Here is a 23,139-nt window from a genome sequence, read left to right on the forward strand (position 1 = left end):
GCAGCCACAATAGCCTCCCGACGCCGGCACTGTCCTGCCGCATCAAGGAGGCTCTCCGACGATGACAGTGCCTCGGCTGCGACGGGTATCAGGCCGGTCAACTCGGGCCCTTCGCAAACTGCGGCTCCTGGTCAGCGCTCGCCGTCGATCAGGCGGGCGACGTGGTCGAGGATGCACTGCAGGCCGTATTCGAAGTTGTGCTCGTCCGGTGCGCCCGATTTGCGGCCCTTCGACATCGCCTGGGACAGCAGCGGAGTCTTCTCCGGATCGATCCGGATCTCCTCGTAACAGGCGCGGGCCGAATCGCCCAGTTCGGAGTTCTTGTCGTACAGCCGTTGCAGGACCACCGAACCCCGGATGTGCAGGTTCACTGCCGAATAGGTGTCGAAAGCCTGATCGACGGTCAGCCCCGCCTGTACCAGCGCCGCCACCGCACGTTCCATCCCGCGGGCGCCGAGGCGGGCGGCGGGCGGGCTCAGTGCGGACCGGATGAGCACCAGATCGCACAGGATCGGGTTGCCGAGGAAGGCGTAGCGCATGGTGCGGGCGTGGTGGGTCAGCGAGTCGCGCCAGTCGGCCGGGTCGATGAATGGGGTGCCGAAGACGTGCCGGCTCAGTGCGCGGTCGGTCATGGCGTTGAGCAGATCGTCCTTCTTACGGAAATACCAGTAGATACTGGTGACTCCCACATCGAGGTGCTTACCGAGCATCGGCATGCTCAACCCGTCGATCGAGACCTGCTCGGCGAGTTCGAAGGCACCGTTGATGATATCCTCCGGGTTCAGCGAGCCACGCTCCCGCCGCCGGCGTTTCACACCGGTCGCTCTCCTGTTCACAGCGGCACCTCGTTTCTTACTTCCGGGTCACGCACCCGCACCGGGCGTGGTGGTGTACACCGGATCGCGTTTCTCGCTGAACGCCGCGAACGCCTCGAGGACATCGGGGCAGGTCAAGTTGATTCGCTGGGCGTGACCCTCGCCGAGCAGCGCTTCGCGCATGGTGCGGTCGGCGCCGCCGTTCAGCAGGGACTTGGTTTGGGCGAGGGCGGTGGGCGGGCCCGCTGCCAGACGTGCCGCTGTCTCGTCGACGAATTCGTCGATGGTGTCCTCGGGTCGTATCCAGGTGACCAGTCCGAGTGACCGGGCTTCCGTCGCATCGATGGTGTCGGCGAACATCGCGAGCCGCTTGGCCTGCTGGAGCCCGATCAGTTTGGGCAGCAGCCAGGAACCGCCGCAGTCCAGTGAGAGGGCGCGGCGGGTGAAGATCTGGCAGAACGTGGCTTCCGGTGTCGCGACAACGAAATCGCAGCCGAGTGCGAGGTTCCAACCGGCGCCGACCGCGACACCGCGCACCTTCGCGATCGTGGGCACCGGCAAATCGTGCAATTGCAGCACCGCCTCGTTGATCGCGCGGATCTCCGTGGCGGGATCGGGGAATTCGTCCATCCCGGAGGCATCCGCGATATCGGCGCCGGAACAGAAGGAGCCGCCGGCGCCGGTGAGAACGACGGCACCCACCTCACCGCCATAGGTGACGTCGCGGAGTTCGTCGCGCAGGGCCGACCACATCGCGCGAGAGATGGCGTTCTTGCGATGCGGCCGGTGGAACGTCAGCGTTCGCACGCGCCCGGTCTGTTGACTGAGCAGTACGGGATCATCGGTCACGATCTGGTCCTTTCCACTACCGCTGCGTGATTCACGCGACGACATCGAAGGTCACCGGGAGCGCATTCGGCGAGCGGAACGGCTGGCCGAAAATATGCGGATCACCCTCATCTTTCAGTTCGAAACCGGTCAGGCGGGTGAGCAGGCGGTCCAGTGCGACCCGGGTCTCCATCCGCGCCAGGTGCAGGCCGAGGCAGGTATGGGCGCCCGCGGTGAAACTGATGTGCGGGATGCGGCGGCGGTGGATATCGAATTCCTCCGGGCGGTCCCAGCGGTTCTCGTCCCGGTTGGCCGAGCCCAGGCACAGGTCGAGCACCGCGCCTCGGGGGATCGCGACGCCGTCGAGTTCGGTGTCCTCGGTGACATACCGTTGCACCAGGGTGAGCGGGGTTTCGTAGCGCAGCCCCTCTTCGATTGCCGGCGTGAGCAGTCGGCGATCGGCCTGGACGGCCGCGAATTGGTCCGGATGCTTCAGCAGCAGGTAGAGCAGATTGCCGGAAGACCGGTAGGTGGTTTCCAGGCCGGCCGGCAGCAACAGCCGCAGGAAGGAGTAGATCGCCTCATCGGAGAGTTTCTCGCCGTCGATCTCGGCGGTCACCAGATCGCTGATGATATCGCCGGTGGGATTGCTGCGGCGCTGTTCGATATGCCCGAGGAAATACTCCTGCAGGTCCTTCGACGCCTCCAGTGCGTGCCCCACGTTCCCGGCGTAGCTGATGATGGCCACCGCCGCCTTGCGGAAGAACGGCAGATCCTCTTCGGGCAGGCCGAGGAGCCGGGCGATCACGCGGGTCGGGAATTCGAAGGTGAACTCGCGGACCAGATCGGCATCACCGCGTTCGGCGAATTCGTCGATGAGCGCATCGCAGATCGGCCGGACGATTTCGGGCTCCCAGGTGAGCAGCGATTGCGGTTTGAACGCCGCCGAGACCAGGCCCCGGTGCGCTTTGTGCCGGGCGCCGTTCATCGCCAGAATGGTCGGCCCCATGAACACGCCGATCGTGGAATCGTAGAGCGCGGTGCTGAACACCTGACTGTTGCGCAGGGCGGCATTGACCGCGTCGTAGGAGAACGCCGAATAGCTGTCCTTGGGGCGCAGCGATTCCGGGGTTCTCGAATAGTCCATCACCGTCCCGTGCGAAACCCCGCTCTCGGCGCGCCGGGCGGCGAAGTACGGGTAGGGGTCACGTAGGTCGAGGGCGTCCCCGGCCGGTGTCCATTCGTCCTGAACAGGGCTGTTCACAGCTCCACCTCTAGCGTCGTCGGGACCTTGTGATATCTGCGATTCTTCACTTACTGTAATGCATACAGTAAACCGATTTATCAGTAACAGCAATCTTCGGCGGTGTGGTGGACATCCTCGGTGGCCCGTTGCGGAACCCGGAAACCGCCGATGTCGAATCGGTTCCGCGGCGGCGGATCCCGGGGGTGTATCAGAGTTGGATCGGCGCCCCCGCCGCCATCGGTGCCACGAAGCCGCCGTCCACGTGTACGTCCTGGCCGTTGATCCAGCGCGCGGCCGGTGAGGCCAGGAAGATGATCACAGGAACGATATCGTCGACGCTCGCGTGCCGGCCCACCGTGGCCTTGACCATGTCGAGTACATCTTTGCCCATGCTGGTCTCGAAATCGGTGAGGATCGGTGTCTCCGTGGGCTCGGGGCTCACTGTGTTGATTCGCACCGCGTACTTCTGCCATGCCGCCGGAGCCAGGCGCTTGGCGTGGATGATCGCGGCCTGTTTCGATGTGCTGTACACCGGATAGGCGGGATCCTGGGCGTCCTGCCAGGCGCGGACCGTCTCCGGATCCGTCGCATCGAGGAGGCCGGCGAGTTCCTCGACCCGCTGCTGCCAGCCCAGTGCGGCCACCGATGCCACGGTGACGATCGCGCCGCCCTCGCGCAGGCGCGGGAGCATTCCTTCCGTCGTCAGCCGCATGCCGAGGTAGTTCACCGCCAGTACATCGTGGGCCGGCGCGGTACCGGGCACGCCTGCGACGTAGGCAAGGACGTCCCAGCCGTGGCCGATTCGTTCCAGTAGCCCGTCGATCGCCGCGGCATCGCGCAGATCGCACTGTTCATGCCGGGAGGCCGGGGTGTCGTTCGGGCGGAGATCCACCGCCAGGACGAAATCGCCCTGTCGATGGTAGTGCTCGGCGGTCGCCGCGCCGATACCCGATCCGGCGCCGACGACGACGATCTTGCGTTGTTCAGAGGACATGACTACCACCGCTCCAATGCCCGGTACGACTTATAGAATGCTTGACAGTAAGCCGGACTATAAATCACTCTGGTGGGCGACACAACGCGCCGGGCCGGCCCCTGGGCGACGGGTCCGACCAGGAGTAACACGAAGATACGGAACGGAAGAACCGCATATGAGCATGCCGATCGTCGACGATGCCGCGAAGGTACTTGCGGACCCGGCCGCCTACGCCGATGAGGCGCGATTGCACGCCGCACTGAGCTCGCTGCGAGCGAACGCACCGGTGTCGCTGGTGGACGTGCCCTCCTACAAACCGTTCTGGGCGATCACCAAACACGCCGACGTGATGGCCGTCGAACGGGCGAACCAGGTGTTCACGAACTGGCCGCGGCCGGTGCTGATGCCCGCCGCCTCCGACGAGATGCAGGCCGCGGTCGGCATCAAGACGTTGATCCACATGGACGACCCCCAGCATCGGATCGTGCGGGCGATCGCCGCGGACTGGTTCAGCCCGAAATCCATGCGCGCCATGGGGGAGCGGATCGAACAGCTCGCCGTGCGCTACGTCGACCAGATGCGTGACGCGGGCGGGGAATGCGATTTCGTCCAAGAGGTCGCGGTCAACTACCCGCTGTACGTGATCATGTCGCTGCTGGGTGTTCCCGAAGCCGATTTCCCGCTGATGCTCGAGCTCACGCAGGAACTGATCGGTAGCGACGACGACGAGTACAAGCGCACGATGTCGGAAACCGAGACGATGACGGCGCTGGCGGAAATGTTCGCCTACTTCAAGACATTGACCGATTCCCGGCGCGCGAACCCGACCGACGATCTCGCCTCGGCCATCGCCAACGCGACCATCGACGGTGAACCGCTCTCGGATATCGAGACCATGTCCTACTACGCGATCATCGCCACCGCCGGGCACGACACCACCAGCGCCACGATCGCCGGCGGAATGCGGGCTCTTATCGAACATCCCGCACAGCGCGAAGAACTGGCCGCCGACCTGGGTCTGATGCCCCGGGCCACCGAGGAGATGATCCGCTGGGTCACGCCGGTGAAAGCGTTCATGCGCACGGCGGCGCAGGACGCGGAGGTCAACGGCGTGCCGATCGCGGAAGGCGAGTCGCTGCTGCTGTCCTATGCGTCGGCAAATCGCGACGAAGACATTTTCGACGACCCATTCCGCTTCGATATCCACCGCGAACCCAACAAGCATGTGGCCTTCGGGTTCGGCGTCCATTTCTGTCTGGGTGCGGCGCTGGCGCGGATGGAGGTCGGGAAATTCTTCGCCGAATTACTGCCGCGGCTGGAATCGGCGGAGTTGGCCGGTGAGCCCGAATTGATCGCGACGACATTCGTCGGCGGACTCAAACACCTGCCGATCCGCTACTCGCTCACCTGAGCGACCACTCCGATCAGCACGCTGATCAGCTTTCCGCCACCTCCGATTATCGCGCAGCGCTCACCGATGGAAAGGGATTCCAGCCCCGCCTGGTCCCGTCTCGGGAAATGCGATACCGGACTTCAGCCGGCCGCCGGCTGCCACGGATTCGGCGAGCCGACGGCCGGAGTGACCGTCCGGTTCAGAAACCGGGGAGCGCCGAGTCGTCGATGAGTGCGGCCCAGGTGCCGCCTCCGACGATGCCGTCGGCCTCGAGCCCTGTCGATTCCTGGTACGACTGCACGGCCTGTTCGGTGATGGGACCGTAGATGCCGTCCAGCGGCGTGCCACGGAAACCTCTGTTGTAGAGGGCCAGTTGCACGATATAGACGCAGTCGCCGGTCGAACCGCGCGACAGCGTAGGTCGCGTGTTCGCGCATTCCTCGGCGATCTGCGCGTCGGTGGCGGATTTCGCATTCCCCGGCCCGGCCTGAGCGAGCGCGCTCGAACCGCACGCGATGCTCAGCGCGATACCCGCGACCACGAGTGCTCGAACCCCGCGGCCGGCCGGGTGCATGGTGGATATCTTGTTGTTCATTCGAACTCCGTTCCGCTGTGACAACCGCTGTTCGGCTGTTCCCGGGCAGCGAAAACGAAGGTATCCAGTGCTGCCAACGTTGCACTCACGTCACGCCAACGTGGCTGGATGGTCAGTGGGCGGAGTCGGCGAGGCGCACCGTCACCACGGTGGAACCCACGCGAATGGTGTCGCCCGGTTCGAGCGAAGTCGCCGAGCCGATGCGGCGGTCGTTCACGTAGACCCCGTTGGTGGAGCCGAGATCGGTGATGTGCGCGAGGTCGCCGTCGCTTTCGACCCGGGCGTGCCGGCGGCTGATCTTCGGATCTGCCAGGCGCAGATCGTTACCTTCGCCGCGGCCGATGTTCACTCCGGTCTCGGTGACGGCGATTATCCGGCCGTCGCCGCAGGCCAGCGCGATCGCCGACATCGATTCCTGCAGAGTCGGCCGGTCGTCGTCCGGCACCGTGAACCGGAAATCCGGAACCCCGGGCAACGATTCGTGCCGCAGGATCCGCTCCTGCAGCGTCCGGAGGGTCTGCGGCGCCTCCCGGCCCTCGTCGTGCAGCCGGCTCAGGATCTCTCTGCAGGCCTGGGCGGCGGCGTCGGCGCAGTCACCGGTGTAGAGGGCGGTGATATAGCGTGACCACACCGCGACCCCGGTGGGTGATTCCTCGGTCATGGCCCGCAGGTCCCCGATGACTTGCCGGGCCCGGCCGCACTTGATTTCCATATCGATTCGATCGATCACCGTCTGGCGGCGTTCCTCCCGCATGCGCACCCGGAAGCCGTCCACGAACCGGGAGGCAGGCAGCCCGTCGAGCGGATCCCCGGACCACTCGGCCGGTGCCCGCCGGAAGTATTCCGACGCGACCTCGTACTCACGCCGGTTCTGGGCCATCAAGCCTTTGGTGCGATCTTCGGTGAAGCGGTACAGATCGCAGTCGCCGGCGCGGATGTCCAGGCGGTAGCAATCGGAGTCGGTACGGAGCAGGCCTGTGTCGGAGACACCGGCCTTCCGGAGGTTCTCGCGGATTCTCGAGATCATGTTGTGCAGGCTGCTGCGGAAGCTGCGCGGGGGGTCGTCCCAGACCCGTTCGCCGAGCGTTTCCGACGACAGCGCGACTCCGCGTTCGACGGCGAGTACTGCCAGCACGGTATTGGTCCGGGGACCGTTCAGATCGAGTCGGCGACCGCCGGCCAGCAGTCGCACCGGACCGAGTAGCCGTATATCGATGGGTATCGGTGTGGTCAATCCAGACGCCGGCATCTGCCTGCGAACCCTCCATCCGTTTCCCGGAACACCGGCCACTGCAGAACAGTGGCACGAGTCCTCGGGCCGTAGATCCCGTCGGCCTCGGCGCCCGCGGCCTCCTGTAGCTGTTGGATCGTGGACTTGGTTGTAGAGTCGTAGACCCCCGACTCGTCGACGGGGATGTGATGACACAGGGTGATCGCGCGCTGGACGACGGAGACGGCGAAGTTGCGGTCGCCGAGATTCAGGATGCAGTTCGGTTCGTCCCGGGAGCCGTGACCTGTCGGCAGTTCCACGTAGGTTCGATCGCTATCGAAACGCCGGGTGGTCCAGTGACAACGATCGGTGAGGTAGCCGGGAGTCGTGACGGTCGGTTCGGGGGTGTGAGCAGGCGGGGGAGCCGGCGGATCGGGTTCCGCCCCGCCGGAGAATGCCCAGACGGCGGAGAGCGACGCGGACACGGCGAGCGCAGCGGTGGCAAGCAGCCAGTACTGTCGGCGAGGGACTCGGGCAGGAGGAACAGCGCTTTCCGGAGTATCAACCGTTTCCGTCCCCGTGACCGTGTCGGCACGGTCCGGCTCGGGTGCCGTGGGCAGCGGCGGCGGTTCGCCTCGGCCGGGGTGGTACACCGCGGCCGACACCTCGCCCGACAGTGCGGCGCGGGCGTCGGCGGCCAGTTCCGCGCAGCTCTGGTACCGATCGCGGGGGTCTTTGGCCATGGCCTTGGCGATGACGGAGTCGAACCGTTTCGGCAGGTCTGGGCGGATCAGGCTGGGCACCGGAGCGGGTTCGTGGCGATGCGCGTCGATCAGTTCCCGTTCATTGCGGTTCGGATATGGGTAGGAACCGGTGAGCAACCGGTGCAGCGTCGCCCCGAGGGAATAGATATCGGAGCGGTGATCCGGCAGCGAACTGGCGAAACGTTCCGGAGCGACGTAGTGCGGCGAGTATTCGCGCCGGCCGGCGCCGGTGACCGTGGCTTCGTCGTCGAGACTGCGGGCGATTCCGAAATCGGCGACCAGCACCTGTTCCCGGCCGTCGATGGTGGAAACCAGCAGGTTGGACGGTTTGATATCGCGATGCACGACCTTGTTCTCGTGGGCGTGATCGATCCCGGCGGCGGCGTCGGCGATGAAGCGAACAGCGCGGTCGGGGTCGAGTCCAGCGGACGCATTGCGCACTATCTCGGTAAGGTCGGGGCCGTCGACGTACTCCATTTCGATCCAGTTCAGCCCGTCGGTGACATTCCGGTCGTTGATCCGCACGATGTTCGGATGTGCCAGCCCGCAGACGAGTTCGGCTTCCCGTCCGAACAGGTGCAGCCCGCGGGGTCCACCACGCGCAGGGTCGAACACCTTGAGCGCCACCATCTTGGACGGCAGCCGCGGGTGTACGGCACGGTAGACCACCCCCATCCCGCCCCGGCCCAATTCCCGGTCGATCCGGTAACCCGCGAATTCCACACCGATCCGCAGAACCACATCCGCCCTCTGCTCCGGCCGTCACCCGCAACGCGGTCGCAATCTTGCGGCGCACGCGTAACGCCGGTTCCACTCCATGCCAACACGTTTCGTGCTGAAACTGTGCGCAGAGAATATCAGGCCTCGAGCCGTCGCGTGGTCGACCGGATACCGTCGCACGACGATTCCGCTACGAACACCACGGCCCTATCGTCAAGAACTCGTGGATACGCGTTTTCCTGCGGCGCTCTCCGTTTCCGGACAGGCGGCGGTCGCCGCCGCCGGACGGTCAGCGTCCCCGGAATTCGGGGTCCCTGCGCTCCCGGAAGGCGGCCAGTCCCTCCTTGAAATCAGCTGACCTGCACGCGACTTCGAGTGTGAGCAACTCGTGTGTCAATGCCTGCGGCAGGCTCGCGGCCTGGTTGTCGTGGATGGCCTGTTTGCTCAGTCCCAGTGCGACCGTCGGCGCCGCGGCGAGCCGGTTCACCAGCGCGGCGCTGTGCTGTTCGAGCTCGTCCGGTGCGACGGCCTCGTGGATCAGTCCCCACTCCGCCGCCGCGCTGCCGCCGACCTTCTCGCCGAGCAGCAGCATCCGTTTGGCGCGGGCCATCCCCACGAGCCGGGGGAGTAGCCAGGTGGAGCCGGTATCGGGGCTGAAGCCGCGGCTCAGGAACGGCTCCCAGAACACGGCGTCGGTGGCGGCGACGGTGAAATCGGCGGCCAGGGCCAAGTTGCAGCCCATGCCGGCGGCCCACCCGCGCACGGTGCACACCACCGGGAGATGGAGGGTGTGCACGAGCTCGATCAGCCGGTTGGCGGTATGCGGGATACGGCGGACCAGATCGCCGGTGCGGGGACGGCGGCCGTCGCTGTTGGTGGCCACCCAGTCCACGCCGGAGCAGAAGTCGGTGCCGGCGCCCTCGATATGCACCACCCGCAGGCTTTCGTCGGTCGCCGCCCGGGTGAGCGCATCGATGAGCTCGGTGAGCATGCCCGGCGCCAGCGAATTGCGCCGGGCCGGCCGGTCGATGGTCAGCCGCAGTACCGGACCGTCCTGGTCGTGATGGACCGCTCCCGCTGCGGGCGTGGCCTGGGTGTAATCGCTCACTGCTCTCCCCGCATCTTCCTGGGCTTCCGCTGGGTTTATCGTAAATACCGTTGAGCATACCGTAACTGCGTCAGTAAAGCTTCGTGGGTTGTGTCGGGCCGGGTCGGCGCTGCTGGTGGCTGTAGCAGTGTTCCCGAGGGTCAGGGGGTGGTCTGGTCTGGTTTTCGGTAAAGCTTGCACCAAGCTGTACTGATAGCTATACAGTAGGGACAACTATTCGGTTGTGACAGGTAGGCGCGGCAGTGCCCGCGCGTCCCCGGCTCGGCCGGCGCGCTGTCCGGACGAAATGAGAGGACCTGCCATGAAGGCGATACCTCCACCCATACTTCGGGGCCGTGCTGCCGGTACACCCCTGGGACTTGCGGCATCGATGACCGGAGGTGCCCGGTGACCGAGTGGAGCATTGCGGTTGTCTTCGACGCGGTCGCGGCGGCGGCCGGGGACCGCACCATGACCGTCTGCGGCGACCGCCGGACCACTTTCGCCGAATCGGCTCTGCTGACCCGCCGGTTCGGTAACTTCCTGGCCTCCCGCGGACTCGGCGCGCACACGCCGCGCGAGGGGTTGGAGCGCTGGGAATGCGGCCAGGACCGGGTCGCGCTCATCATGCGCAACGACCGGTACCTCGACGTGATGATCGGCTGTATGAAGGCGCGGACCGTGCCGGTGAACGTCAACTACCACTACACCGAGCACGAGATCGCCGACCTGCTCGCCTATATCCGGCCGAGCGCCGTCGTCTACCACCGCTCGTTCGGGCCGGTGGTGGCCGCGGCCGCACCCGGAGTGGAGCTGCTAGTTTCGGTCGACGACGGCAGTGATGTCGACGAACAACCGGGTGCGGTGCGGTTCGAGGATGCCGTGGCCGCCGGAGACGCCGACGAGGTCATCGAGACCTCCCCGGACGATGTGGTGATGCTGTGCACCGGCGGCACGACCGGGCGGCCGAAGGGCGTGCTGTGGCGGCAGGGCGATATGTACGTTTCGTCGATGAACGGCGCCGACCACGAATCATTGGAACCGCTGGCGCAATTGGTCGCGGCGACCGGGTACGTCTGGTTCGCGGTCTCCCCGCTGTCGCATGCCGCCGGAATCTGGACGTCGTTCGCCGGTCTGCTCGCCGGTCAGACGATTCTGCTCTACGACGATCGGGAAAAGTTCGACGCCCGCACCGCGCTGACGGCGGCGCAGCGGGAGCGGGCCGCGTTGATGACCATCGTCGGCGACGCCTACGCCGGCCCGCTGGTCCGCGAGCTGCGGGAGCGGCACTACGACCTGGGTTCGCTCATGGCCATCGGAACGGGTGGCGCCGCAACAAATCCGGTGCACCGGCACGATCTGCTCGAACTGCTTCCACACGCGACTGTGGTCGAAGGCTATGGCTCCTCGGAAACCGGAGGGATGGGCTTCGGCCGTAGCAGTAAAGGCGCCGAGGTCGATACGTTCGCGCCCATGCCCGGGGGTACCGCGGTGTCGCAGGATCGCAGCCGCTTCCTGGAGCCCGGCGACCCCGAGATCGGGTGGGCGGCGCGCACCGGTCGCGTCCCGCTCGGCTATTTCGACGATCGGGAGGCGACGATGCGCACCTTCCCGGTGATCGACGACTGCCGCCTGGCCATCCCCGGTGACCGCGCCACCCTTGCCCCCGACGGAACCCTGCGGTTGCTGGGCCGGGATTCGCTGGTGGTGAATACGGGTGGCGAGAAAGTCTTCGTCGAAGAGGTCGAAGAGGTACTGCGGGCCCAGGCCGGCGTGCACGACGCGCTGGTCGTCGGGCGGCAGAGCCCGCGGTGGGGACAGGAAGTCGTAGCCCTCGTGTGTATCTCGGGGGGCCTCGAGATCACAGAACTGGTGCTGCGCGAAGCCTGCAAATTGCGGCTGGCGGGGTTCAAAGTGCCCAAGGAGATCATCTTCGTCACCGAGATCAGACGGCTCGGCAACGGCAAACCCGATTACCGCTGGGCGTCCCGGCGCGTGACCGTACCGGTCGCGGAAGAAAGCGAGGTCTGACCTCATGCGCAAGGTCATCGACTGCCTGGTCAATGTGCATTTCGGCGAGCAGGAGCAGCCGGGGTGGATGCTGAAGGTTCGCGACGACTACTTCAAAGGCCCGAAAAATCTGTACCAGCAGGTGGAACTCGGGGCGCTGCTCGAGGAGATGGACGAGCAGGGCGTCGAAAAAGCCATCCTGATGTATTCCATGAAGAAGCCGTCGGCGACCGCACGGAAATTCGCCGAGGCTCATCCGGAACGATTCCATCTCGCGGTCAACGGTGTGGATCTGCTGCACCCGGTGTCGGCCCTGCGGGAACTCGAGGCGCTGGTGCGCGACCTTCCCGTCGCCTACACCACTGTGGGAGCAAGCTTCTGGGGTGACGGACAGTATCCGCCCACGGATGCCGTCTATTACCCGCTGTACTACAAATGCGCGGAAATGGATCTGCCGCTGTGCATGAACACCGGTCTGCCCGGACCGCCGATTCCCGGCGAGGTGCAGAACCCGATCTATCTCGATCGGGTCTGCTACCGCTTCCCGGAGCTGCGGCTGTGCATGATCCACGGGGCCGACCCCTGGTGGGATACCGCGATCCGGTTGCTCATGAAATACCGGAATCTGCGGCTGATGACCTCGGCCTGGTCACCGAAACGCCTGCCCGAGAGCCTGATCCACTTCATGCGGACCCGGGGCAAGGACAAGGTGATCTTCGGATCCGACTGGCCGGTGCTGACCATGCGCCGCGTGATCCCGGAAGCCGAGGCTCTCGACCTTCCCGGCGACGTCCTCGACAACTACCTCTACAACAACGCGCAGGAATTCTTTTTCGGCGACCGATCCGCCGACGACTGAGTCGCGCACCATACCAAGGAGCACGCAAATGGATCGCTACGAATTGCGCCGCCAGGACTACAGCCTTTCCGAGGACCAGACCGAATTGCAGGCCACCTACGCGAAATTCTTCAAGACCCGCTGCCAGCTGGAGGTCGTCCGGGCCGCCGAGGCCACCGGTTTCGACAAGAACCTGTGGGAACAGCTGTGCGGTACCGGCGCGACCACGATGGCGCTGCCCGAATCCGCGGGCGGTGACGGCGCGACCCTGGTCGATCTGACACTTGTCGCGGAGGAACTCGGCCGTGCCATCGCCCCGGTCCCGTGGATCGACCACGTCTGTGCGTCCCGGTTGCTGGCGCGGCTGGGCGCGCTGGATTCCGATGGCGATACCGCGATCGTGGAGGGCCGGGAGCTCGTCGGACTGGAACCCCGGATCGGGGTGGCCGCCGGCGCCCGGCTGATACCTGCCGGTGCGGTCGCCGACCATATCGTGATCCGCGAGGGCGACGAGATCGTGCGCCTCGGTTTCGATACCCGGCCGACCCGCGTCGACAATATCGGCCGGCTGCCGATGGCGTGGATCGATCCGGCCGCGGCCGACCGGCGCACCGTGCTGGCCGCCGGCGCCGAGGCGATCGCGGAGCACGATCGGGCGCTCGACGAATGGCGGGTCCTGACGGCGGCGGCGCTGGTGGGCCTGGTCGAGGAAACGCTACGTATCGCCGCGGAATTCGCGACCACCCGGTACACGATGGGGGTCCCGATCTCCACGCTGCAGGGTATTTCGCACCCACTGGCCAATATCGCCATCACCGTGCAAGGGGCACGCAATCTGGCCAGGCGCGCGTCCTGGTTCCTCGAATTCGAGCCCGATATCCAGCGGGCCCTCGCGCCGGCCGCGTTCGTGTACATGGCCGAGGAAGCGCCCCGGGCCGCCACCATGGCGGTCCATGTCCAGGGCGGACTGGGTGTCGCGGCGGAGTCGGCGGCCAGTGCGTATCTGCTGCGCGCGAAAGGCTGGCCGCTGGCCGGGGGCGATGCCGCGGCCGCCGCGGCACGTACCGCCGAACTGTTCGCCGCGGCCCAGAGCTAGAAACGGAGTACACCGATGGACTTCTCACTGGTCGAACTGTCCGACGAGGACCAGGCATTCCGCGACCGCGCCAGGTCGTTCCTCGACACCCATGTCACCGACGAGGTCCGGCGCCGGGATCGCGAAACCGGCGACAACTTCGACGAAGGCGTTCACCTGGCGATGGGCACCGAGGGCTGGCTGACGGCGGAACTGAGCAAACCGGCCGACGGCGGGCTGAACCGGTTGCGGCGCCGCATCTGGGATCTGGAGAAGCGGCGCGCCCGGGTGCCGTGGGTGACCTGGGGTACCACCGCGATCGTGGTCGGTTCGGTGCGCGACTACGGTTCGCCCGAACTGCAGGAAGAGGTGCTGCCGAGGGTGGCCAGTGGCGAGGTGCGGCTGTGCCTCGGCTATACCGAACCCGAGGGCGGATCCGATGTCGCGACCTGTAAAACGCGCGCGGTACGGGACGGGGATCAGTGGGTGATCAACGGCTCGAAGATGTTCACCACCGGCGCGCACAACTGCCAGTACGTCTTCCTGATCACCAATACCGATCCGGAGGCCCGGAAACACAAGAGCCTGACCATGTTCCTGGTTCCGCTCGACACTCCCGGTATCGAGATCCAGGGCATCCGCACCGTCGACGGCGACCGCACCAATATCGTCTACTACAGCGATGTCCGGGTCGACGACAAGTACCGGCTCGGTGAGGTGAACGGGGGCTGGTCGGTGCTGATGGGCCCGCTCAACACCGAGCACGGTGTGGTCGACGCCGCGGGCGACGGGCTGCAGGACGTATCGATCATGACCCACCAGGGCGCGATGATGGCGGTGGCGGTCGACGGGATCGCCGCGCTCGCGGCGCAACCGCGCCCGGACGGGAACCGTCTGCTTGATGACGCTTCGGTGGCGTACCGGCTGGGGCGCAGTGTCGCCCGGATGGAGGCGGCGCTGTCCGCGCCGCATATGTTCGGCCGGGTGGCCATCGCGCAAGCGATGCGCGATATCTCACCGGATCTGATGGACCTGCTCGGGCCCGCCGCTGCACTGCCGGTGGAGACCGAGGGCGCCGCCGACGACGGGGGAGCGGAATACATCTACCGCTGGGCGCCGCTGTGCGGTATCTACGGCGGCACCCTCGAGGTGTTCCGCAACATGATCGCGCAGCACGTACTCGGCCTGGGGAAGCCCAACTACTCGCTTGCGAAGCCGAAGGCCGCCTGACAGTCCCGGAAACCGACGAAGGAGCGTGTGATCATGCCCGGAAACCGCGCCGGCGCACCGGCACCGTCTTCTTCACCGCCTGCCCGCGCTTCGTGACGCGTCGATCTCCCAGACATCGGAGGTGTCTCGTGAAGGTTCCCTTCACCTGGAAAGTGACCGGCTGGTTCATGGTCGGCTGGTCCGCCGAGTTCGCTCTCGGCGAGGCACGTCCGCTGCGTTATTTCGGCGAAGACCTGGTGGCCTATCGCGACGACGCCGGCGAACTGCATATTCTCACCGGCCATTGCCGTCATCTCGGCGCCCATATCGGCTACGGCGGCAAGGTGGTCGGCGATTGCGTCGAATGCCCGTTCCACGGCTGGCGCTGGGGCCCGGACGGGCGCAACCGAAAGATCCCCGGCGAGGAACGGGTCAATCGGGGCCTGCGGTTGCGGGTATACCCGGTGAACGAGCAGAACGGCTGCGTGTTCATGTGGCACCATCCCGAAGGGAAGGAACCGCACTGGGAGATACCGGATATCCTGCGTATGTTCCCCGACCTCGGTAGTGACCCGGACAGCTACTACCGTCCCTATCCCGAATTCTCCCGTAAGGCCGAGCGGGAGCCGGTGCATCCCCAGGTGGTCCTGGAGAACGGCCCGGACAGCCTGCATTTCGAATACGCCCACGGCGCCACCGTGACCCCGCAGATGCTGGACTACAGCGCCGACGGCCATACCTGGTCGTTTCTCACCGGCTGGCCCGACACCCGCAGCGGCGATCCGGACAAGATGGCCTTGAAGATCCACGCCCAGATGTTCGGTCTCGGTGGTTCGATCAGCGCCTTCGAAGGATCGTCCGATCACCGGCTCATCTTCGCGACCACACCGGTCGACGACGAATGCTCGGACCTGTTCTACTCGATCTGGTGGCCCAAGGACCCGGGCGACGAGTCCGATGTCCCGCCGCCCGAGGTCCAGCAGCGGGTGGAACGGCAGTTCCTGGTCACGGTGTGGGAGGACCTGAGAATCTGGCGGTACCAGAAGTACGTAGAACATCCGCCGCTGTCGCCCAGGGACGCAAAACCCTATCTGTCGCTGCGCAAATGGGCGCAGCAGTTCTACGACGTCCCACCCGTGGAAACCGGCAGCCCGGCATGAACGCCGGGCACGGTTACGGACTGGGCTCGAATCCGCCACGCGAAACTGTTCACGGTCGGGCGCCGCGGGGTCGCGGTGCCGCCGGGCAGCCCCGGGGCGCAGCTGCTCCCCGAATTCGGTCACGACTCGGCGGTTGTGCCGCTGACCGCAGCCACGGCCTCGGACCGGATCGAGGGCGGAGTCGCGCTGTGTCGGGCGGAATCGTCCGCGACGGCGGCGGTCCGGCCGGGATCTCCGGCGGCCGCCATCTCGAGCAGTGTCGGGATACTCACCGCGCCGGCTGCACGCCGCGCCGCTCGGTCAAAGAACGGCTCCCGCATCCTTGGCGGCGATGATCTCGTCCCAGTCCATCCCGAGCTCCAGCAGGAGGGTCTCGGTGTGTTCCCCGTAGGCCGGCGCCCGGGTCGGCGCGGCGGGAGTTTCGTCGAACTGCACCGGGGCGGCGACGGTGCGGTACTTGTGGCCGGCGTCGTCGTGCACGGACATCAGGTAGCCGTTCGCCGTGACCTGGGGGTCGTCGAGGACTTCCTGCGGGCTGGCGATCGTCGACCAGACGCCGGGCTCGTCGGCCAGGACCCGCTGCCATTCGGCCAGGTCGCGTTCGGCGAAGATCTTGCGCAACTCGGTGGTGGCCGCTTCCTGGTTCAGGACCAGGTTCGCCAGTGGTACGAACCGTTCGTCGGTGCCGAGATCGGGCCGCCCGATCCGGTCACAGAAGCCCTTCCAGTAGCGGTCGGTCTGCAGGAACATCAGCTGCACCCAGCGGTCGTCGCGCGTGCGGTAGCGGTTGACGGCCGGATTCAGCGCTGTACCCGCCGGACCGGCGGGAATCCGGTCGATACTGTAGTAGTCGGCGGCCGAGATATCCGGGGCCACGGCCCACATGCCCTGGGCGAGCAGTGAACTGTCCACGATCGGTGCGTGCCCGGTTCGCTCGCGGTGGAACAGTGCCGCTGTCACACCGCCGGCCAGGGTGATCCCCCCTTGGAGATCGCCGAAGGCGGGTCCCTGGGCCACCGGGTACTCGGTGTCCGGTGGGCTCAGCGCGTACGCGACGCCGGCCCGCGCAAGGTAGCTGGCCCCGTCGAAGCCGCCGCGGTCCTTCTCCGGGCCGCGGCTGCCGTGGCCACTGCCCCGGGCGATGATCAGGGCGGGGTTCAGCTCGCGCAGGTGCTCGACGGTGAGACCCGCGCGTTCGAGCGGTCCCGGCAGCCAATTGGTGAGGAAGACATCGGCCCCCGCGAGCAGCTTCGCCAGGATCTCCCGGCCGAGTTCGGATTTGATATCCACGCCGATACTGCGCTTGCCGTGGTTACCGATCTCCATCATGAAACTCGCCTGCACCGGCGAATCGTCGACCGTCAGTCCCCCGACCACGAGATTCCGGCACGGGTCGCCGCCACGGGTGTCCTCGATCTTGATCACGTCGGCGCCCCAATCCGCCAACGCGGCACCCGCGCTGGGTACATAGGTCCACGAGGCCAGTTCGACCACCCTGACACTGTTGAGCAAGCCGGTCATCGGCGCTCCCTTCCTGAACGAACGACTGTCTTGAAGTACTATACGGTAACTATTACAGTTGAGGCATCAGGAGTGAAATTCCGTATATCGCTACACCCTGGGTGTGGCTCGAACAGAGGTTGAGAGATATGGCCGAACCAGTCATCGTCGGCGCCGTCCGGACAGCGATCGGGCGATCATTCAAAGGTGCGCTGGCGAACGTGCCGACCGAAACTCTCGCGACCACAGTGCTGCCGGAGGTGGTCCGCCGGGCCGGCCTGGATCCCGCCGCGGTCGACGATGTGGTGTTCGCCGAACTGAACTACGGCGGTGGCGATCTGGCCCGGCACGCCGCGGTGGCCTGCGGGATGGAAACCGTTCCGGGGCAGGCGGTCAACCGGCACTGTGCCGGCAGTCTCACGGCGATCGCCAACGCATCCGCGCATATCCGTTCCGATATGGAGCGCGTCCTCGTCGCGGGCGGTGTGCAGTCGCTGTCCACCGCGCCGTTGATGAAGTGGCGTAAACCGGATTCGGGACCGGAAATGGAGTTCATCGAACCCTGGATCCCGCCGTCGCACCCGGAAACCCCCGACGCCCCCACCATGGATATGTCGGTCACGGTGGGCTGGAACACCGCGAAAGCGGTCGGTATCAGCCGGGCGGAGATGGACGCGTGGGCGTTACGGTCGCATCAGCGCGCCTGTGACGCCATCGAAGCCGGGAAATTCGTGGACGAGATCGTGCCGTTGAAGGTCACCCGGGCCGATGGCACCGTCATCGACTTCGCGGTGGACGAACACCCGCGACGTGACACCACACTCGAGCGCCTGGCCGCGTTGCCGGTGCTGCATCCCGAGATCGAAGGCTTCTCGATCACCGCCGGGAACAGCAGTGGAATCAACGATGCCGGTGCCGCGGTGGCGCTGGTCGGTGACGACTACGCCGCAGCCGTTGGGCTCGAGGTGATGGCGACCGTGCGCGCCTGGGCGAATGTCGGGGTGGCGCCGCGGGATACCGGCCTGGGTGCGGTGAAGGTGATCGGCAAAGTGCTGGAGCGGGCCGGGCTCGCCGTGGGCGATGTGGCGCTGTGGGAGATCAACGAAGCCTTCGCGTCCACGCCGATCGCGGCTTGCCGGGAATACGGGATGGACGAAGAGCGGGTGAACTTCTCCGGCAGCGGATGCAGTCTGGGCCATCCGATCTCGGCCAGTGGCGCCCGCATGGTGACCACGCTGATCTACGAGCTGCGCCGCCGCGGCGGCGGTATCGGTGTCGCCGCGATGTGCGCGGGCGGCGGTATGGGCGGTGCCCTGGTGATCGAGGTGTGAGATCCCGGCACCGCCACGCCGGGTGCACCGGGCATCCGGCGACGGTACTGGACCGAGGACGAGATGTGGCCATCGCCGACGTCGCCGGCGAAAAGGCCCAGGATCTGGCCGACGAGCTGGGCAACAAGGCCGTCCACGTGCGGACCGACGTGCTGGACGAAGACGCGGTGAACGCGGCGCGGTACGCCGCCGCGGAACTGACTCTCACCGGCGCCCGCGATCTCAGCTCGGTTGGGGTCCGGCTCGACAGTATCGTCCCCGGCACTATGCTGACGCCGATCATGGAGCTGATCGGCGAAGAGGGCCTGTCGATATTCGCCTCGCCGGTGCCGTTCCCGAAGCGGCTGGGGACGCCGGACGAATACGCGGACCTGGCCTAGCATCTTCTGGAGAACCCGTATATGAACGGGGAAGTCGTGCGGATCGACGGCGCGCAGCGTTTCCAGCCCCGCTGACCTGCCGCGGAAGCTGCGGGCTTTGGTGCGAAGCGCGCAGCGGTGAGGAGGAGCTACGGTGCGCTCACGCCGCGGCGCGGCACGAGAACTCGGCCGGGCGGAGCTGCGGCGCCGGGCACCTGCCGTAGCTCCGCCGAGGCCATCGGGTGCTACTTGGTGGCCGCCCGCGTCCGAGGCTTGCTGGTCTTCGTGGTTGCCGAACGGGTCGCGCGCCGCGCCGTTGTGGATTTCTTCTGTGTGCGGTCTTCGCCCGAGAGCAACCGGGTCGCCTGGTCGAGGATGGAATCCAGCCCGTACTCGAAGTTCCGGTCGTCCGGTGCCCCGGAGTGGTACCCCTTGGCGGCGGCCTGGGCCAGCAGCGGAGTGGTCTCCGGATCGATGATGACGTTCTCGTAGTACGCGGTGGAATCGGGACTGAGCTCGCGGTTCTTATCCGAGAGCCGTTGCAGTACAACGAGACCGTGCACATGCAATTGGACACGGGAATATGTCTCCACCGCGTCCTCCAGGGAGAAGCCCGCCTCGACGAGGCTGGCGATCACCTGCTCTGTCTGTTTACCGCCGAGTCGTGCCGCTTTCTCGCTCAAAGCCGACCTGATCAGGATCAGATCGCACAGGATGGGGTTGCCGAGGAAGGTCTGCCGCATGGTCTGCGCGTGCTTTCGCAGCGTTTCGCGCCAGTCCTCGGCCTCGATGAAGGGCGTTTCGAATGCATACTGCCGTAGTGCTCGGTCGGTCATGGCATTGAGCAGCTCTTCCTTCTTACGGAAGTACCAATAGATGCTCGTGACACCGACGCCCAGATGCTTACCCAGCAGTGGCATGCTCAGATTGTCGATCGAAATCTCTTCGGCGAGTTCGAATGCGCCCGCGACGATATCCTCCGGGTTGAGAGAGCCACGTTCGCGTCTCGGGCGCTTCGTCGCGGTTCCCTGCTTCGCCATCTCGACCCACTTCCTCGCTCGTATGATTTCGGCGCAGGCATGGTGCGGGGTCTGTCAAGGCGAGCCGGCCATGAAGCCTCCGTGGTGCGCTACTTTGCCGAAACTGTCACTGTTGACGTTACCACAGGGTATTCTGTCGAACCTTTTACGGCCGCGCCGTATCGGACTGTACGGCTGGGGGCGGCGGAGAAGTCCAGGAAGCCGGCCGGTTCGACGCGGCCCCGCGGTCTCGCCTACCGGGAGCCCCGAACAGTGCTTTCTTTACCTAAGGAATATGGTGACCTGATGGACGGCGCGATTTCTGTGGGCGATGGTATCTTCCGCATTCCGGTTCCGATCACAGGTAATCCACTCGGGAATACTCTGATCTATGTGCTGGAGTCACCAGGTGGCATCGTACTCATCGATGCCGGTTGGTACGACGACAACGCGTGGGACGGGCTCACAGCGGGGCTGGCGGCCATCGGCCATTCGGTGAACGACGTCGAAGGTGTCGTTCTCACGCATTTCCATCCGGATCACAGCGGTCTGTGCGGACGTGTCCGGGAGGCCTCGGGTGCGTGGATCGCGATGCACGAGGCGGACCACGATCTGTTTGCGGGGATGACGGCGGATCGAGACGAGGCCTGGATGGCGGCTCAGAAGGAGAACCTGGCCCAGGCCGGTGCTCCGCATGCCGACGTGACGGCATACGAGCTCGCCGTGAACGAGGAAACCCGGGTGAGCCGCGATTCGGCGCCGGACCGCACCCTTGCCGACGACGAGCGGATCGCGCTCACCGGCCGCGACCTGCGGGCGATTCACACTCCCGGCCATACCCCCGGCCACGTGTGCTTCTACCTGGAGGACGCCGACGTGATGTTCACCGGCGACCATATTCTGCAGAAGACGACACCGCATGTCGGCAGTTTCGTCTACCCCCTCGAAGAGCGTGACGCCTTGGCCGAGTTCACCGACTCGTTACGGCGAGTGCAATCGATGAACGTCACTCGCGGGCTCGGCGCCCACGGTCTCCCGCTCGACGACGTCGCGGGGCGCGCTGCGTTCCTGATCAAACATCACGAAGAGCGACTGGATCACCTCTACAGCGCATTCGGCGACGATCAGATCACCGTATGGGAGGTCGCCGCGCGGATGAAATGGTACAAGCCGTGGGCGGAGATCTCACCGCTCGGAAAGAACATGGCATTGTCCGAGGCGGCTGCGCACCTGCGGCACCTCGTCGCACGCGACCTGATCATCCAGCTCCCAGGCGGCGAACCGGCACGCTTTGCCCGTAGGTGAGGGGCTGCTCATAGGCCGGCGGATACCTCTGTGGCGGCCGACGGCAAATCATCGTCGACCGGGACCGGGTTCCGCCGGCCGCCGGACTCCGGCAACGCCCGAAGGGGACCGACATTGTCCGATCGCCGGTACGCCCGACACGTGTACTGCTGCGAGTGTCTCGGCGAGTACGCCGGTCCGGGCGAAGTGTCCGGGCATCGCCGGGTAGGGGTGGTCCGGGATGTCAGGCCGGGACGGTCTCGGTAACGAGCGGTGTCCCGGTCGCCTGCCGCACCTGCTCCACGCTCACCCCGGGCGCGGTTTCGCGCAGGATCACCTGTCCGCCGGTGATATCGAGGACGGCGAGATCGGTGATCACGCGGTGGACGACGGCTTGACCGGTGAGCGGCAGGGTGCAGGTTTCGATGATCTTGGGGGAGCCGTCGCGGGTGGTGTGTTCCATCAGCACGATCACTCGACGGGCACCGTGGACGAGGTCCATCGCGCCGCCCATCCCCTTGACCATCGCGCCGGGCACCATCCAGTTGGCCAGGTCGCCGGTGCGCGAGACCTGCATACCGCCCAGGACTGCGGTGTCGATATGGCCGCCGCGGATCATGCCGAACGACAGTGCGGAGTCGAAGAACGCGGCACCGGGTTCGACGGTGACGGTTTCCTTTCCGGCGTTGATGAGGTCGGCGTCGACCGCGTCCTCGGTGGGGTAGGGGCCGGTGCCGAGGATGCCGTTCTCGCTGTGCAGGACGACTTTCACGCCATCGGGCAGGTGGTTGGGGATCAGCGTGGGCAGGCCGATGCCGAGGTTGACGTATTCGCCGGGGACGAGTTCGCGGGCCGCACGGGCGGCCATTTCGGTGCGTGTCCAGCTCATCGGGTGGCCTCCTGCCGTACGGTGCGCTTCTCGATTCGTTTGCTCTGCGGTCCGCTGTGCACGATGCGCTGGACGAACACTCCCGGCAGGTGCACATGCGCCGGATCGAGTTCGCCGGGGGCGACGAGTTCCTCGACCTGGGCGATGGTGACCCGCCCGGCCATCGCGGCCAGCGGGTTGAAGTTCAGGGCCGTCTTCTCGAATACCAGGTTGCCGTCGGTATCGCCGACAGCGGCATGGACGAGGGCGTAATCGGCGACGATGCTCTCCTCGAGCACGTAGCGGCGGCCGCCGAACACCCGGACCTCTTTCGGTGGTGATGCGACTGCCACCGACCCGTCCGGCGCGTACCGCCACGGGAGTCCGCCCTCGCTGATCGGTGTCCCGACCCCGGCCGGTGTGTAGAAGGCGGGGATACCGGCGCCACCGGCGCGCAGACGCTCGGCGAGCGTGCCCTGGGGGAGGAGTTCGACTTCCAGTTCGCCGCCGAGGTACTGCCGGGCGAACTCCTTGTTCTCCCCCACATAGGAGGCGGTCACTCGGGCGATCCGGCCGGCGGACAGCAGAATTCCCAGCCCGTAGTCGTCGACCCCGCAGTTGTTGGAGTACACCTCGAAGCCGGTGGCCTCGCCCTCGGCGATGGCCGCGATCAAGGCATCGGGGACCCCGCACAGCCCGAATCCGCCGACCGCCAGAGTCGCTCCCGAACCGATATCGGCCACGGCAGTGGCGGCGGTGTCCACCACTTTCGGTTCCATTCCAACCTCGCCTCTCGTCTTATGTGTTCACTCAGCAAACGTCTATACCCGAGTTGGTCAACGAGAACATTTA

General features: G+C 66.1%; 21 protein-coding genes and 1 pseudogene. 9 read left to right on the forward strand and 13 right to left on the reverse strand.

All coding sequences use genetic code 11. The features are described from left to right. Window positions 1-143 precede the first annotated feature (143 nt). From QH196_RS03210 to QH196_RS03225, 4 genes and pseudogenes are all read right to left on the reverse strand, one after another. Window positions 144-836: pseudogene (locus QH196_RS03210) on the reverse strand (TetR/AcrR family transcriptional regulator); the annotation flags it as partial. Window positions 837-863: 27 nt separating this feature from the next. Further along, entirely contained in the window at window positions 864-1,709 is an 846-nt protein-coding gene (locus QH196_RS03215) for an enoyl-CoA hydratase/isomerase family protein (RefSeq protein ID WP_280414237.1), read from the reverse strand. Then, a complete protein-coding gene (locus QH196_RS03220; protein ID WP_280414238.1) occupies window positions 1,696-2,907 on the reverse strand; it encodes a cytochrome P450 in 1,212 nt (403 codons plus the stop codon). Before QH196_RS03220 ends, QH196_RS03215 begins: the two co-directional genes overlap by 14 nt. Window positions 2,908-3,097: 190 nt before the next feature. Beyond that, window positions 3,098-3,883: a coniferyl-alcohol dehydrogenase gene (locus QH196_RS03225; RefSeq protein ID WP_280414239.1), complete on the reverse strand. Its 786-nt coding sequence runs from the start codon at window positions 3,881-3,883 to the stop codon at window positions 3,098-3,100. A gap of 157 nt (window positions 3,884-4,040) precedes the next feature. Here QH196_RS03225 and QH196_RS03230 point away from each other — a divergent pair, with 157 nt between their 5' ends. Then, window positions 4,041-5,276: a cytochrome P450 gene (locus QH196_RS03230; RefSeq protein ID WP_280414240.1), complete on the forward strand. Its 1,236-nt coding sequence runs from the start codon at window positions 4,041-4,043 to the stop codon at window positions 5,274-5,276. A gap of 181 nt (window positions 5,277-5,457) precedes the next feature. On the opposite strand, the gene QH196_RS03235 is transcribed toward QH196_RS03230, so the two are convergent. From QH196_RS03235 to QH196_RS03250, 4 genes are all read right to left on the reverse strand, one after another. Continuing rightward, on the reverse strand, window positions 5,458-5,853 hold the full coding sequence (locus QH196_RS03235) for a peptidoglycan-binding domain-containing protein (RefSeq protein WP_280414241.1): 396 nt from the start codon (window positions 5,851-5,853) through the stop codon (window positions 5,458-5,460). Window positions 5,854-5,965: 112 nt separating this feature from the next. Beyond that, entirely contained in the window at window positions 5,966-7,102 is a 1,137-nt protein-coding gene (locus QH196_RS03240; protein ID WP_280414242.1) for a BTAD domain-containing putative transcriptional regulator, read from the reverse strand. Next, the gene (locus QH196_RS03245) at window positions 7,084-8,568 is read right to left on the reverse strand and encodes a serine/threonine-protein kinase (protein WP_280414243.1); all 1,485 of its coding nucleotides are present in this window, start codon (window positions 8,566-8,568) and stop codon (window positions 7,084-7,086) included. The genes QH196_RS03240 and QH196_RS03245 overlap by 19 nt, the downstream gene beginning before the upstream one ends. Before the next feature lie 268 nt (window positions 8,569-8,836). Then, the gene (locus tag QH196_RS03250) at window positions 8,837-9,655 is read right to left on the reverse strand and encodes an enoyl-CoA hydratase/isomerase family protein (protein ID WP_432279425.1); all 819 of its coding nucleotides are present in this window, start codon (window positions 9,653-9,655) and stop codon (window positions 8,837-8,839) included. Between the two features lie 387 nt (window positions 9,656-10,042). On the opposite strand from QH196_RS03250, the gene QH196_RS03255 reads away from it, so the two are divergent. The 5 genes from QH196_RS03255 to QH196_RS03275 all read left to right on the forward strand — a co-directional run bounded on the left by QH196_RS03255 (window position 10,043) and on the right by QH196_RS03275 (window position 15,926). Further along, window positions 10,043-11,665, forward strand: coding sequence for an AMP-binding protein (locus QH196_RS03255; RefSeq protein ID WP_280414244.1), 1,623 nt, complete (start codon window positions 10,043-10,045; stop codon window positions 11,663-11,665). A 4-nt stretch (window positions 11,666-11,669) separates the two neighbouring features. Next, window positions 11,670-12,503, forward strand: a complete 834-nt coding sequence (locus tag QH196_RS03260; RefSeq protein ID WP_280414245.1) for an amidohydrolase family protein — start codon at window positions 11,670-11,672, stop codon at window positions 12,501-12,503. A gap of 28 nt (window positions 12,504-12,531) precedes the next feature. After that, on the forward strand, window positions 12,532-13,578 hold the full coding sequence (locus tag QH196_RS03265; protein ID WP_280414246.1) for an acyl-CoA dehydrogenase family protein: 1,047 nt from the start codon (window positions 12,532-12,534) through the stop codon (window positions 13,576-13,578). Between the two features lie 15 nt (window positions 13,579-13,593). Next, a complete protein-coding gene (locus QH196_RS03270) occupies window positions 13,594-14,787 on the forward strand; it encodes an acyl-CoA dehydrogenase family protein (RefSeq protein WP_280414247.1) in 1,194 nt (397 codons plus the stop codon). Window positions 14,788-14,915: 128 nt separating this feature from the next. Beyond that, window positions 14,916-15,926 carry an aromatic ring-hydroxylating oxygenase subunit alpha gene (locus QH196_RS03275; protein ID WP_280414248.1) on the forward strand — a complete coding sequence of 337 codons (1,011 nt, stop codon included), beginning with the start codon at window positions 14,916-14,918 and terminating at the stop codon, window positions 15,924-15,926. A gap of 119 nt (window positions 15,927-16,045) precedes the next feature. Here the strand turns inward: QH196_RS03275 and QH196_RS03280 are convergent, their stop codons facing one another. Then, window positions 16,046-16,198, reverse strand: a complete 153-nt coding sequence (locus QH196_RS03280) for a hypothetical protein (RefSeq protein ID WP_280414249.1) — start codon at window positions 16,196-16,198, stop codon at window positions 16,046-16,048. A gap of 28 nt (window positions 16,199-16,226) precedes the next feature. Beyond that, window positions 16,227-17,447 carry a CaiB/BaiF CoA transferase family protein gene (locus QH196_RS03285; protein WP_280414250.1) on the reverse strand — a complete coding sequence of 407 codons (1,221 nt, stop codon included), beginning with the start codon at window positions 17,445-17,447 and terminating at the stop codon, window positions 16,227-16,229. 128 nt (window positions 17,448-17,575) lie between these two features. On the opposite strand from QH196_RS03285, the gene QH196_RS03290 reads away from it, so the two are divergent. Both QH196_RS03290 and QH196_RS03295 read left to right on the forward strand, forming a co-directional pair. Continuing rightward, a complete protein-coding gene (locus QH196_RS03290; protein ID WP_280414251.1) occupies window positions 17,576-18,757 on the forward strand; it encodes a thiolase family protein in 1,182 nt (393 codons plus the stop codon). Between the two features lie 65 nt (window positions 18,758-18,822). Beyond that, window positions 18,823-19,137: a hypothetical protein gene (locus tag QH196_RS03295; protein ID WP_432279426.1), complete on the forward strand. Its 315-nt coding sequence runs from the start codon at window positions 18,823-18,825 to the stop codon at window positions 19,135-19,137. A 224-nt stretch (window positions 19,138-19,361) separates the two neighbouring features. Here the strand turns inward: QH196_RS03295 and QH196_RS03300 are convergent, their stop codons facing one another. Next, a complete protein-coding gene (locus QH196_RS03300; RefSeq protein WP_280414252.1) occupies window positions 19,362-20,156 on the reverse strand; it encodes a TetR/AcrR family transcriptional regulator C-terminal domain-containing protein in 795 nt (264 codons plus the stop codon). 285 nt (window positions 20,157-20,441) lie between these two features. Between QH196_RS03300 and QH196_RS03305 the strand changes: the two genes are divergently transcribed. Further along, entirely contained in the window at window positions 20,442-21,440 is a 999-nt protein-coding gene (locus QH196_RS03305; RefSeq protein ID WP_062978262.1) for an MBL fold metallo-hydrolase, read from the forward strand. A 223-nt stretch (window positions 21,441-21,663) separates the two neighbouring features. Here QH196_RS03305 and QH196_RS03310 read toward each other — a convergent pair whose 3' ends face one another. Together QH196_RS03310 and QH196_RS03315 are read right to left on the reverse strand one after the other, a co-directional pair. Then, entirely contained in the window at window positions 21,664-22,308 is a 645-nt protein-coding gene (locus tag QH196_RS03310) for a CoA transferase subunit B (RefSeq protein WP_280414253.1), read from the reverse strand. Beyond that, window positions 22,305-23,066: a CoA transferase subunit A gene (locus QH196_RS03315; RefSeq protein ID WP_280414254.1), complete on the reverse strand. Its 762-nt coding sequence runs from the start codon at window positions 23,064-23,066 to the stop codon at window positions 22,305-22,307. Before QH196_RS03315 ends, QH196_RS03310 begins: the two co-directional genes overlap by 4 nt. Window positions 23,067-23,139: the final 73 nt, after the last annotated feature.

This window comes from Nocardia carnea (genome assembly GCF_029868325.1).
Lineage (GTDB): Bacteria > Actinomycetota > Actinomycetes > Mycobacteriales > Mycobacteriaceae > Nocardia > Nocardia carnea_C.

Bases quoted from the DNA above. Each gene is read 5' to 3' on its own strand.
- QH196_RS03215 (WP_280414237.1), bottom strand. From the start codon at position 1,709: ATGTCGTCGCGTGAATCACGCAGCGGTAGTGGAAAGGACCAGATCGTG.
- QH196_RS03225 (WP_280414239.1), bottom strand. From the start codon at position 3,883: ATGTCCTCTGAACAACGCAAGATCGTCGTCGTCGGCGCCGGATCGGGT.
- QH196_RS03230 (WP_280414240.1), top strand. From the start codon at position 4,041: ATGAGCATGCCGATCGTCGACGATGCCGCGAAGGTACTTGCGGACCCG.
- QH196_RS03235 (WP_280414241.1), bottom strand. From the start codon at position 5,853: ATGAACAACAAGATATCCACCATGCACCCGGCCGGCCGCGGGGTTCGA.
- QH196_RS03240 (WP_280414242.1), bottom strand. From the start codon at position 7,102: ATGCCGGCGTCTGGATTGACCACACCGATACCCATCGATATACGGCTA.
- QH196_RS03260 (WP_280414245.1), top strand. From the start codon at position 11,670: ATGCGCAAGGTCATCGACTGCCTGGTCAATGTGCATTTCGGCGAGCAG.
- QH196_RS03265 (WP_280414246.1), top strand. From the start codon at position 12,532: ATGGATCGCTACGAATTGCGCCGCCAGGACTACAGCCTTTCCGAGGAC.
- QH196_RS03270 (WP_280414247.1), top strand. From the start codon at position 13,594: ATGGACTTCTCACTGGTCGAACTGTCCGACGAGGACCAGGCATTCCGC.
- QH196_RS03285 (WP_280414250.1), bottom strand. From the start codon at position 17,447: ATGACCGGCTTGCTCAACAGTGTCAGGGTGGTCGAACTGGCCTCGTGG.
- QH196_RS03290 (WP_280414251.1), top strand. From the start codon at position 17,576: ATGGCCGAACCAGTCATCGTCGGCGCCGTCCGGACAGCGATCGGGCGA.
- QH196_RS03300 (WP_280414252.1), bottom strand. From the start codon at position 20,156: ATGGCGAAGCAGGGAACCGCGACGAAGCGCCCGAGACGCGAACGTGGC.
- QH196_RS03305 (WP_062978262.1), top strand. From the start codon at position 20,442: ATGGACGGCGCGATTTCTGTGGGCGATGGTATCTTCCGCATTCCGGTT.
- QH196_RS03310 (WP_280414253.1), bottom strand. From the start codon at position 22,308: ATGAGCTGGACACGCACCGAAATGGCCGCCCGTGCGGCCCGCGAACTC.
- QH196_RS03315 (WP_280414254.1), bottom strand. From the start codon at position 23,066: ATGGAACCGAAAGTGGTGGACACCGCCGCCACTGCCGTGGCCGATATC.